Here is a 13,139-nt window from a genome sequence, read left to right as displayed (position 1 = left end):
AAGAGAAAAAGTCCTTTTATTAGGACTTTTTTTTTGTGTTTTTATCCCCATATTTATATGATTATATTTCATAAACATAGAATTACATTGAACTACCCTTAGGAGAAAGGCTTGGAATTTTTGTACGAGTACGGACTATTTTTCGCTAAAACAATTACATTTGTTTTAGCTGTTATTGCTATTGTTGCCGTAATTGCATCGTCGGCTATTAAGCAAGGAAGTAAAAAAGGTGAGTTAGAGATAACTGATTTGTCGGAACATTTTGATGATGTTGAAGATGAAGTTATGCATCATTTACTTACTAAAGAACAAATTAAACAAAAAGAAAAAGCTGATAAGAAACAAGCTAAAGAAGCAGCTAAAGCTGATAAAAAGTCAGCTAAAAGTGGTGATATTGAACAAGAGTCTCGCGTATTTGTTCTCGACTTTAATGGCAGTATAGACGCAAAAGAAGTTTCGTCTTTACGAGAAGAAATTAGTGCAGTACTTACTGTGGCTACTCCTGATGATGAAGTTTTTGTTCGTTTAGAAAGTGGTGGCGGTATGGTACATGGCTATGGTTTAGCGTCTTCTCAACTAGATCGTATTCGTCAAGGTAATATCCCTCTAACGGTGTCTGTAGATAAAGTGGCAGCTAGCGGCGGTTACATGATGGCTTGTGTAGCAAATAAAATTATTTCAGCGCCATTTGCTATTGTGGGCTCAATTGGTGTTATTGCTCAAGTACCTAACTTTAATAAACTATTAAAGAAAAACGATATTGATTACGAACAATTTACTGCAGGTGAATTTAAACGTACGGTAACTATGTTTGGTGAAAATACAGATAAAGGCCGTGAAAAGTTTAATGAAGAGTTAGAAGAAACCCATCAACTATTTAAAGGCTTTGTTTCAGATCATCGACCTAGTCTTGATATAAGCAAGGTAGCTACAGGTGAGCATTGGTTTGGTATTAAAGCTAAAGAATTAGGCTTAGTTGATGATATTCAAACAAGTGATGATTACTTACAGCAATCGAACAAATCTAAAAAAGTTATCTCAATTAAATATGTTGTTAAGAAAGGCTTGGCTGAGAAGTTTTCTAAAGCAGCTTCTATGTCTGTAGATCGTGTATTTAGTAATTTATGGCAGAAGAATAGAATATTCCCAGGTTAATTATTCTGTTTGAGTTAATTAACTAGAATTGAGGTTAATGAGCTTAGCTCATTAATTTGAAAATTTAAAAAGGAGACTGATGTCTCCTTTTGTGTTTTTAGTTAATCAATATTTGATTTACAGTACTGATTAATAAAGTCTTGATGTGAGGGCAGGTTATTTACTGAAATATCAATAGACTGCTTTAAACTTCCCATGAATTTCTTTAATTCGTCATCAGACATGATGTCTGCAATATGATGATATTGCATTGGCATTAAACCTTGTCCCAACATGACTTGGGTCCACGAATCTACACGGAAAATATCACCGTCATCTAAAAATACTCTTCCGGTTTCTTTGAATAAACGTATTTTATGAGCCAAAGGTTTTGGTACTTCCATATTTCTACAATGCTGCCAAAACTCACTATCATTACGTTGATTTACGTTATAGTGCAAAATGATAAAGTCACGAACAGCATTTAACTCTGATGTGAGCTTGTTGTTGTACTCATCAATAGCTGACGTTGTTACACCGTTATAAGGGAATAGCCTTAATAAACGTACAATTGCGGTCATAATTAAATGAATACTGGTGGATTCTAATGGTTCGATAAAGCCACTTGATAAGCCAATAGCGATACAGTTTTTGTTCCAACCTTTGCGACGACGACCTGTTTTGAATTTGATCACTCGTGGTTCAGTAATTGTTTTACCTTCAATATTATTCAGTAGTAAGGTTTTAGCTGCATCATCATCTAGGTATTTACTACAAAACACTAAACCATTGCCAACTCTGTGTTGTAGCGGTATTTTCCATTGCCAACCACCATCATGAGCAATTGAACGAGTATAAGGTAAAGGCTCTGAAACTGATTTAGTTTGTACTGCAACGGCGCTATCGCAAGGGAGCCAATGTGACCAGTCGTCATATCCTGTGTGCAAAGCTTGCTCTATTAATAATCCTCTAAAGCCTGTGCAATCAATAAATAAATCAGCCTCTACTGTTTCACCTGATTCTAATTGTATTGCACTAATGTTGCCTGTAGTTGGACATTTATCGACTTTTGATATTTTGCCCTCAATACGCTTTGTTCCTAACTTTTCACTAAAGCCTCGTAAAAATTTAGCGTAAAGCGTCGCATCTAAATGGTAGGCATAATTAATGGGAGCATCGTTTGTTATAGCAAACTTATTTTGTTTAGCCGCCTGTAACTCGAAACAGTATTCACCAAATTCATCAGTATGACCTTTGCTTTTTCCGTGTAACCAGAAATGATGAAATTCGCCAGCCCAGCATTCTTTACCTGTTGCGCCAAAAGAATGAATATATTTGTCGTTTACTTGTCCCCAGTTTTCAAAGCTAATGCCTAGTTTGAATGTCGCTCTTGTTGCTCTCATAACTTCTTGTTCATTAATACCTAAAAGTTTATGAAAGTTTTTAATCGGTGGAATGGTTGCTTCTCCAACACCGACAGTAGCTATAGCGTCTGACTCTATTAAAGTCACTTTGATATTGCTACTAAGTAACTTTGAGAGCGCGGCTGCCGTCATCCATCCAGCAGTGCCTCCACCAGCGATAACCACATGTTTGATTGATGATCCCGTCATAATGTTTCTCTAATTCTGTTGTTGGAAATAATGATTTATTAATGCTCTATTTGTAGGTAAGCCTTGTAAGAATTGTTGTTTTTGTTGTTGAACTTTATTAAACAATTGTTCTGCAATAGCCTGGTTCTCAAATAACGTTTGATGTTCGCGTGCTTGAGTATGCTGACTCATTCCGTAAAGAATATATTGGTAGCTTGCTGAAGGAAATATTTCTTCATTTTCAGTAAAGTCATAACGACTAGGAGGCTGATACTTCCATAGTTCTAGCAACTCGGCGAGTCTAACTGGAATGCTTGAGGATAACTGATTATCGCACCAGTAATCACTATCACGTCTTTGGCTAAGAGTGTAATGGAGCTTTAAAAACTCTATGACTCGCTCCCAACGATAACTGAATCTTTTATTAAAGCGCTCAGCTAATATATTCATTTGAGAACGGGTTTGAGGGAGTTGTTCACTGATCATTGTGATCGAAAGTTCAATCATGGCAAGTGCTGAGGCTTCTAAAGGTTCAATAAAGCCAGCAGACATACCAACAGCAACACAGTTCTTATGCCAAAACTTCTCTCTGTAACCTGGCGTAAATGAAAGTTTTTTTACTGTTAGCTTCTCACTTTCTTCATCGCCAATAGTGTTAGCAATATAGCTTCTTAATTGTTTTTCTGCTTCATCATCGTTGATGTGTGCACTTGAATAGGTATGTCCAACACCTCTTCTGGAGGGCAGACCTATATCCCAAATCCAGCCGCAAGTTTGTGCGGTGGATAATGTCGTTGAAGCTATATCTTGTTGAACTGTATAGGGGACTTGTGTTGCTAAGGCTGAGTTATTGAATAAAACATGATCTTGTTTGATAAATGGAATTTTGAAATGTTTATTTATCAATAAGCCAGTACTTCCGGAGCAGTCGATAAATAAATCCCCATCAATCATTTGTCCGTCTTTTGTTGATAACTTTTCAATGTCGCCTGATGGACCAGAGATAACTTCATCTATATGAGCTATAACATGGTTTATACCAAGTTTTTGGGTGCCGTGTTTTTGTAATATGGCGGCAAACTTACCCGCATTTAAATGATAACCATAATTGGTAACACTGGCATAAGGTGGTGTAGCAAATTGCTTTGGCGCTAAGCCAGCTTCGCATACATAAGATTGAACATTTACTGTATCTGCAAATGATCGTTGAGCATGTGATGTTTGCCAATGTTCTTGCAAGTTCGTATGGGTGTAGCCATCAGGAGTCATAAAAGGGTGATAGTAAAATTCATCGCTACTGCCTGTTTGCCAAGCAATGAACTTTGAACCCTGTTTGAATGAAGCGTCGCACTGTTGAATAAATTCAAACTCTGTTATACCTATCTTATCCAAAGTATTACGCATTGATGGCCAAGTACCTTCGCCAACACCAATGGTTTTGACATCTGGAGATTCTATTAAGGTAATATTGAGTGATTTTTGTGTGGAATTTTTGTGTTCAGCAGCAATAATTCCTGCAGTTAACCAACCTGCGCTACCACCACCAACAATGACTATTTTCTTTATAGGTGAATTCATGAAACCCCTTAAATTCAGGTTTTGGCTATTCAATTATTGATTTTTTGAAGGTTATAATACAACAAATGCCGTATGAAAATACGGCATTTGTAATCTTTACTTCTTACTCGAGTTCAGTTACTCGGATGATTTAGAAAGTATAACGTGCGCCTAAAGCGAAGCGAGCACCTAGATCTTCTAAACGCCATAGTTGTGCTTCAGTACGACCGTGTGTTCTAGAGTCTTCTCCTGTGATGTTAATCCCTTCAAAAAACACTGATATTTGCTCAGTGGCTTGGTAGGCGATATTAAAATCAATTTGAGAGTATGATTCTGTAAAACCAGGCTCGTTAATATATTGAGCTTGAGTGTTTAAGAACTTATCACGCCAGTTATAAGCAATACGTGCCTGAAAATCATCTTTCTCGTACATAAGAACAAGGTTAGCCGTATCACTTAACCCAACTAGTGCAAACTGCGTAACTGTTGGGTCACCGTTAACATCGAAACCAATATCACCGTTTACTGTTGTGTAATTAGCTTGGAAGCCAAAACCAGTATCACCTAAGAAGTGCTGTACAGCTAATTCCATACCGTAAATATTAGCTTCCTTGTTGTTAATAAATTTTGTTACAGTGAAATCCATTAATGGATCGTCAGAGTTTGCAACAATATCGTAGGCGTTTTCAAATTGTTCTGCAGTTAATGAGTCGAAATCTACTCCATTCTCCATTGCTGCAACCATTGAAAATAAATTACTATTGGTAACTTCTATACCTTGAGCAATTAAAGCTTCTTGTGCTGCTAAAGCACGAGGTCCTGAAGTTGCATCACGTAATCCATAAACATTTTCAGTAACAGGCTCACGTCCTGTAAAATTACTTACTCGTTTATCGTAAAAACCAATAGAAGCATAGCTTGTTTCAGCAAAATACCATTCAGCAGAAATATCAATATTATCTGACTCCAGTGGTACCAAGCTAGTATTACCACTTGATGCTGTACCCAATTGCGCGCCAACTAATATTGTTGGATCACTTGGTCCGCTAACGCCACTAGGAGCCGCGCTTAATTGATCAAGGCGTGGACGGGCGATTGTTTTACTATATGAAAAGCGAACTTTGATGTCTTCAACAACTTCAAGATCAAAGTCAAAGCTAGGTAATAAGTGATCATAGCTTGTTGAGCCAGAGAATACCTGTGCTTCGCTACCCACTTGAACGTTAAAATCGTTATTACCTTCCCAAACAACTGCATTAGGTAAAGTAATATCATCAATTGAATCCACATCAGTCGTTGCATAACGTAAACCCGCATTTAAATTGTATGGCATGCCACCCAATTCGCCTTGAAGTTCAAATTGGAAAAATGCAGAGGTAACATCTTCTTTAATTGTACGGTTTGTGTGATAAGCATCGTGAGCTAAAAAATCAAACCCATATACATCTCCTGCCCAAGCGCCAATTTGAGATGCGCTACCTGTTACACCGTCGCTATAAACATTTGAAGTATCATAATCATCAATTAAGCTTGGTATGTTAACGAGTGTTAAAAAGTCTTCAGGTAACTCACCTGGATTTTCAATACCCCAGTTGCCCATTGTATGGCGTGTGTCTGATTGAAGTGCAAGACTTTCCATCGAACGAGATTCTATACCAAACTCGATGCTACCTTCATCAAATTCATAAAGACCACTCAGTCTAACTTGATCAATGTCTGTTCTTTGTGACGCACGTGTTTTATCTAATATTGATGTACCAATATCAGCATTATCTAATGTGTTATTACAATTTAAGCCACGGCTAGCTGAACAGTCATCAAAAGTCATTAATAACTCAGGCAAACCATTATTAAAGTTTACGCCCTGAGCCGAAGTTACGTTTGCACCTAAACCGGCATTTACCCAACTACCGTATTGAGCGCCAGGACTACTCTCAGCAGAAGAGCTATGGCCATCAAATGTTAAGGTAAATTGATCGTTTACTTCATAAACTAAATTTAAACCAATTGATTTATTTTCATTAACTTGATTTAACTCTTGCTGAGCTAAACCTAAATCACGAGGCGCTTGTTCTCTTCGCTCTTCGTTATAGTTAAGAGGAGTAGCAACTATATTGTCGTCAAATGTTATAGCTGACTTGTAGTTGTCCATCCAAATAGATTGTTCAGCGCGATTAGCGTGAATGTCTTGTTTAGAGTAGGTGTAATCTAATGTCGCCGTTAGATTATCTACTGGGCGATATTGTAAAGTAACCTGTGCATTTGTACGTTCACGCTCGTTATCTTGAACAAAGTAACGTAAATCTGAAGGTAAAGAGAATAATTGACCTTCTGTAGGTGCATTCGTTAATTCAACCGGAATGCCTTCTTGTTGTTGTGGGATACTTGAAATATCCTGATAAACATCGGTTCGCCATTGATTAACAAAAGCCCCAGCAGCAGAACTGTCTCTGCGTTGAAAACTTGCAGTTATAGAGGCACCAAAAACTTCTTCTTCGTCAGTCCAACTTAATAAACCAGAAAGCTCAGGAGTTACATCGTTACCAACGCGGTTTGTTGTATCCATTAATGCTTTAGCGCCAAAACTTGCATGCATACCAGGATTATCTAAAGGCTTACCTGTTACGATATCAATGGCAGCACCTATACCGCCGGTTGCAATATCTGCACGACCTGTTTTATATACAGATACTGACTTTATTGCATCAGAAGATAAATTAGCAAAGTCGAATGCTCTCGTACTTGAATCACCTAAGTCAGCCCCTGGCATTGTACGACCATTTAGTGTAACCATATTGAAATCGGGACCAAAGCCACGGACGGTTACTTTACTACCTTCACCATTAGAGCGATCGATTGATACACCCGTAATACGTTGCAGTGATTCAGCAAGGTTTGTATCTGGAAACTTACCAATATCTTCAGCTGATATAGCATCTACAACTCCAGAAGCATCACGTTTTAGACGTGTAGATTCTTGAATACTTGAACGGATGCCCGTTACTTGTATAACTTCTGTTTTGTCAGCCGTTTCTTCAGCTTGAACAAAAGATATAGGTGATATGGCTGTTGCACTTAATGCAATAGATAAACTGGTTGCTAGCTTGGTTTTATAAAATTTATTATGTTTCATTATTCCCCCCAAGAAATAAGTTATGTTTTATTTTTGTAACCGCTTACATTTTTATATCTTTTACTAAGTTTAAAATTACTACATTTGTAATAAATAAAACAGTTTTGTAAGCGCTTACATTTTAAGTTAGGTTATTATTTGACATATTTCAATACATTTTTTGTTTTTAAATTATTATTTAATTTAATTACTTGATAGTTATGTATTTAAATATTTAGATAATTTGTTAGTTAGAAGTTAAAAATCAATAAAAATGCGTTAAGGCAAAGTTAACATTAGGTTATAGATGATACTTTTTCACTTGTGGTCTTTTAACGTATATCTTATTTGCGAGAATTTATATTTATGCGTATAAATAATATTGTAGCTAAGGTTTTCATTACATATGAAAGCAAACGAGTAGACTGTTTAATTAATGTAGTTGTTCGTTTAATTAAATGAATGCTCGTCATGAGATTGTCATGCTTAAGCAAGATAATAATCAGTTAGATGATACAAATTTGATTATGGAGAATACTATGTTAACTAAGAAATTTTTTAAAACAAAAGATGAAGTAGAAGTAACATTTGAGTTCAGTAGGGAAGATGTTACATCTGTTGCTTTAGCTGGTGAATTTAACGATTGGCAACCCTTGGCTATGAAATTCAACAAAAAAGAAAAAGTATTCCGCACGAAAGTTAGGCTTCCAAAAGGTGGTGAATTCCAATTTAAGTATTTATTGAATGAAGATGAATGGGAAAATGATTACCAAGCCGATAAATACATACCTAATATTGCAGGAACTGAAGACAGCGTTGTTTCTACACATGCTTAACACTGTTATTAGTTAAGTTATTAAGCTGTTAAGTCTTTTCTATATTACACCTGAAAATCAAATGTTTAGGTGTTTTTCTCTCTCTTTATTTTTGAAGGTAGAGCATATTTGTTTATTCCTCATATTTATATACGGAAAAGTTTTTAGACGTTTATCGTTTTTAGGCAATTTATAAATTGTAGCTATTTTGTAATAGGTATATGGTTAAAAGTATACAGAGTATTGAATTTGATAATGTTTATATTAATTACCTCGTGTTTCCATTGTTGTTTCGAGAAAGTAAAAAAGTGTTAAAGGTGATTAATGATAAAATATAGTGTGGAACCTGGGCGTTCCTATCCTCTGGGTACAGATGTTGACGAATTTGGTGTGAATTTCTCACTCTTTTCAGCACATGCAGAGAAAGTTGAATTGTGTGTTTTTGATGAATCAGGTCAGAAAGAATTAGCGCGATTTGTATTACCTTCTTACGAACATCATGTTTGGCATGGCTATTTAAAAGGTGCTAAAGCAGGTTTAGTTTATGGATATAGAGTTTACGGACCTTATCATCCTGAAGCGGGCCATCGTTTTAATCATCACAAGTTACTTTTAGATCCTTATGCTCGAGCCTTAAAAGGTAAGTTTTCTTGGTCTGATCGTCACTTAGGTTATCAAGCTGGTTCACCAGAACAAGATCTGTCTTTTGATGATAGAGATAATGCCGATGTAATGCTTAAATCTGTTGTTATTGATCCAACTAAACCTCAAATTAAACGTGTACCTGTTCCTTGGCAAAACACTGTCATTTATGAAGGTCATGTTAAAGGTCTCACACAATTAAATAATAAAGTACCAGCAGAACTTCAGGGCTCTTTTCTTGGTATAAGTCATCCTGCGATGATTGCTCACTATCGTGCAATAGGCATTACAACGATAGAGTTGTTACCAGTACATCAATTTCTATCTGAAAAGTTTTTAGATGATAAAAAGCTGAGTAACTATTGGGGATATAACAGCATTTCTTTCTTTGTTCCTCATTCAGACTACATGAACACTGAACAAGTTTTCGAATTTCAACGCATGGTTGACGAGTTGCATCAAGCGGGCTTTGAAGTATTAATTGATGTTGTATATAACCATACGGCAGAAGGTAATTGTTTAGGGCCAACGTTAAGTTTTAGAGGTATAGATAACAAATCTTATTACCGTTTAAATCCATCAGAGCAACGCTATTATATTAATGATACGGGTTGTGGGAACACTGTTAATTTAAGTCACCCTAGAGTGCTACAAATGGTAATGGATAGTTTACGTTACTGGGTAGACATTATGGGCGTTGACGGTTTTAGATTCGACTTAGCGACTATTTTAGGTCGTGAACCTCATGGTTTTGACAAGCATAGCGGCTTTTTAGATGCCATATTGCAAGATCCTTTACTGAGTACAGTTAAATTGATTGCTGAACCATGGGATATAGGTCCTGGTGGTTATCAGTTAGGTGGGTTTCCTGCACCATGGTCTGAATGGAATGATAAATACCGTGATTCTATAAGACGTTTTTGGCGTGGTGACAATGGCTTATTACCTGAATTTGCTCGACGAATTCATGGCTCAAGCGATGTTTTTGAGCATAGCGGACGCAAGCCTTACGCAAGTGTTAACTTCTTAACCAGTCATGATGGTTTTACATTACGTGATCTAGTGAGTTATGAGAAACGTCATAATGAACCTAATGGTGAAAATAATAGAGATGGGCATTCAGATAACATTTCTAAGAATTATGGCGAAGAAGGAGAAACTGAGCAAGCTGAGATCATTGCGTTACGTTTGAGACAAATCAAAAATATGCTTGCCACTATAATGCTATCGCAGGGTGTACCTATGATATTAGCAGGTGATGAAATAGGTCGTACTCAGCAGGGCAATAATAATGCTTACTGCCAAGATAATGAGATTAATTGGCTTGATTGGAGTGAAGATGCTTTATACGCAGATGAATTACCGACATTTCTAGCAGCTTTAACTGATTTAAGAAAACGTTTTCCTATATTGTCATACGATAGGTTTATTCATAATAACGATCCTAAATCTAAAGTTAAAATTACTTGGTTGCACAACACTGGTCATCCAATGCAAAAAGATAATTGGCATTCACATAATACTTCAACTGTCGGTTATTTAGTTCAAGGCACTGAGCGGGTATCAGATTCAGTACTTTGTATTTTTCATGCTAGTGAGTTTTCTACAGAGTTTACTTTACCTGAATTAGATGCTGTTAAATCTTGGGATGTCGTTGTTGATACTTCAACCAGTGCTAAAAATGAAATCGCTAAATTACCAGCCGAAAGAGTGATTACTCTGCAGCCTTATTCAACCACTGTCTTGGTAAATGAAAAGACTCAGTGAATAAGCTATTAAATATAAATAAGGAAATAATGCCTAGTGAGTAAAGTTGAAAGCTTTTGCGAAGTGACGTCGTTAGATGACGATGTAGTAATGGATAATAATACCTTTGCGGATGATTTATCTCGTCATTTCTATTTCACTCTTGGGCGCGATAAAGTTAACGACTCACATCATTATTTATACAATGCATTAGCTATTACCATTCGAGACAGGCTTGTTGCACAATGGCGTGAAACGCGTTTAAACAGAATTAAAGAACGCTCTGTGGCTTACATCTCATTAGAGTTTCTTATGGGGAGAGCGCTTAACAATACGGTATTAAACTTAGATTTAGATGAAACCGTGCGTGAATCGTTAAAAGGCTATTGTTGCGAGTTAGAAGAAGTAGAAACAGCAGAGCATGATGCAGGTTTAGGCAATGGCGGTTTAGGGCGACTTGCCGCTTGCTTTTTAGATAGCTGTGCTAGCTTAGCTTTACCTGTTATTGGTTATGGTATTCGCTATGAATATGGCATGTTTAATCAACAAATTAAAAATGGCGAACAAGTTGAGCACCCTGATAGCTGGTTGCGCGAAGGTAACCCATGGGAAATTGCCGTACCTGATAAAGCGATTAGAGTGAAGTTTTTTGGGCAAGTTGATGTTGTATCTCACCGAGATGGTACTCAGCATCGACAATGGAATAATACTCAAGATGTTCTTGCTGTTCCTTATGATATGCCTATTCCCGGCTATAAAAACGGTATCGTAAATACATTAAGGTTATGGAAGTCTGAAGCGACTGATGAGTTCGATTTAAATGAATTTAATGCAGGCAGTTACACTGAAGCGGTAGCCACTAAAAATTTAGCTGAACAAATAACTATGGTGCTTTACCCTAATGATAGCAGTGAAAATGGTAAAGAATTAAGGCTTCGCCAACAGTATTTTCTGTCGAGTGCATCGTTACAAGATACGATAAATAACTATGTTGAACTATTTGATGATAGCTTCGAACACTTTATAGACAACCAATCTTTTCAACTGAACGACACTCATCCAAGTATTGCTATTGCTGAGCTGATGCGTATTTTAATAGACGATTACGCTTTGCCTTGGGATAAAGCCTGGCATATCACTACACATACCATGGCTTATACAAATCATACCTTGTTACCTGAGGCTTTAGAAAAGTGGCCTGTGCGTATTTTTTCTCATTTATTACCACGTATTTTAGAAATCATTTATGAGATTAATGCGCGCTTTTTACAGCAGGTTTCCGTCGCTTGGCCTGGTGATATTGAAAAACAAAGATCTTTGTCATTAGTTGAAGAAGGTTATGAACCACAAATAAGAATGGCTCATTTAGCCATAGTAGGAAGCTACTCGGTTAATGGTGTCGCAGCATTACATACTCAGCTTTTGAAAGAAGGTTTATTTAATCAGTTTTACCAACTTTGGCCTGAAAAATTTAATAATAAAACTAATGGCGTAACACCTAGAAGATGGTTGTCTCATTGCAATAAAGGTCTGTCATCACTTATTACTAGTAAAATTGGCGATGCATGGATAGCTGATTTTTCACAGATTAATCAACTTAAAGAATATGCCGACGATCAAAGATTTCAGCAACAATGGCAAGACTGTAAAACTAAAAATAAACAAGCACTTGTTGAGTTTGTAGAGAAAAGTGCGGGTGTGACCTTTGACGTTAATATGATGTTTGATGTTCAGGTTAAACGCATACACGAATATAAACGTCAGCTATTAAATGTATTACATATTATTGGTTTATATGATCAAATCAGAAAAGGTGATATAGATAACTTAGCACCAAGATGTGTACTTATTGGCGGTAAAGCAGCGCCAGGTTATGTTATGGCAAAGCAGATCATTAAGCTTATCAATAATGTTGCAGACACCATCAATTTAGATCCTAAAGTGTCACAATACCTACGCGTAGCTTTTGTACCTAATTATAACGTAACGGCAATGGAAGTTATTTGCCCTGCAACTGATTTATCTGAACAAATATCAACAGCAGGTAAAGAAGCATCAGGTACTGGTAACATGAAGTTCATGATGAACGGAGCATTAACTATTGGCACATTAGATGGCGCGAATATAGAAATAAGAGAAGAAGTTGGTGAAGACAACTTCTTTTTATTTGGTGCGCAAGCCCATGAAATAGAAAGTATACGAAAAGATTATAATCCAAACAAAATTATTAATAATTCCCCCCATTTGTCTGCTGTTATGAAGCTACTAGAGAGCGGACATTTCAATTTATTTGAACCTGGCATATTTGATTCCATCATTAATTCAATTCGTAGTCATGATGATATGTGGTTAACCGCTTACGATTTTGATTCATATTATGAAGCTCAGCGCCAAGTAGATTGCGTTTTTAAGAACGAAAAACAATGGACTCAAATGAGTATCATCAATACAACAGCAAGCGGTAAATTTTCGAGTGATCGCACGATCAAGCAGTATCGAGATGAGATTTGGAAGCTTTAATTATAAAAAATATAAAACAGC

The 13,139-nt window shown here is 36.5% G+C and carries 7 protein-coding genes; 4 read left to right on the top strand and 3 right to left on the bottom strand.

Going from position 1 to position 13,139, the window contains the following annotated elements:
- The first annotated feature begins 111 nt into the window (after positions 1 to 111).
- Positions 112 to 1,155: a protease SohB gene (gene sohB, locus Q5N69_RS10945; protein ID WP_304368956.1), complete on the top strand. Its 1,044-nt coding sequence runs from the start codon at positions 112 to 114 to the stop codon at positions 1,153 to 1,155.
- Positions 1,156 to 1,256: 101 nt separating this feature from the next.
- Here the strand turns inward: sohB and Q5N69_RS10940 are convergent, their stop codons facing one another.
- The 3 genes from Q5N69_RS10940 to Q5N69_RS10930 form a co-directional block, all read right to left on the bottom strand.
- A complete protein-coding gene (locus Q5N69_RS10940) occupies positions 1,257 to 2,747 on the bottom strand; it encodes a tryptophan halogenase family protein (RefSeq protein ID WP_304368955.1) in 1,491 nt (496 codons plus the stop codon).
- A gap of 9 nt (positions 2,748 to 2,756) precedes the next feature.
- Complete coding sequence (locus Q5N69_RS10935) at positions 2,757 to 4,304, bottom strand: tryptophan halogenase family protein (RefSeq protein WP_304368954.1); 1,548 nt, start codon at positions 4,302 to 4,304, stop codon at positions 2,757 to 2,759.
- Between the two features lie 130 nt (positions 4,305 to 4,434).
- Positions 4,435 to 7,416 carry a TonB-dependent receptor gene (locus Q5N69_RS10930; RefSeq protein ID WP_304368953.1) on the bottom strand — a complete coding sequence of 994 codons (2,982 nt, stop codon included), beginning with the start codon at positions 7,414 to 7,416 and terminating at the stop codon, positions 4,435 to 4,437.
- 518 nt (positions 7,417 to 7,934) lie between these two features.
- Between Q5N69_RS10930 and Q5N69_RS10925 the strand changes: the two genes are divergently transcribed.
- The 3 genes from Q5N69_RS10925 (at position 7,935) to Q5N69_RS10915 (ending at position 13,118) form a co-directional block, all read left to right on the top strand.
- Positions 7,935 to 8,231, top strand: a complete 297-nt coding sequence (locus Q5N69_RS10925) for an isoamylase early set domain-containing protein (RefSeq protein ID WP_304368952.1) — start codon at positions 7,935 to 7,937, stop codon at positions 8,229 to 8,231.
- 303 nt (positions 8,232 to 8,534) lie between these two features.
- Positions 8,535 to 10,619, top strand: coding sequence for a glycogen debranching protein GlgX (gene glgX / locus Q5N69_RS10920; protein ID WP_304368951.1), 2,085 nt, complete (start codon positions 8,535 to 8,537; stop codon positions 10,617 to 10,619).
- Between the two features lie 90 nt (positions 10,620 to 10,709).
- A complete protein-coding gene (locus tag Q5N69_RS10915; protein WP_304368977.1) occupies positions 10,710 to 13,118 on the top strand; it encodes a glycogen/starch/alpha-glucan phosphorylase in 2,409 nt (802 codons plus the stop codon).
- Positions 13,119 to 13,139 lie beyond the last annotated feature (21 nt).

It is taken from the genome of Pseudocolwellia sp. AS88, assembly GCF_030551755.1.
In the GTDB taxonomy this organism is placed as follows: Bacteria; Pseudomonadota; Gammaproteobacteria; order Enterobacterales; family Alteromonadaceae; genus Pseudocolwellia.
The sequence above is the reverse complement of the archived record's forward strand: the minus strand, read 5'-3'. Positions and strand labels throughout refer to the sequence as shown.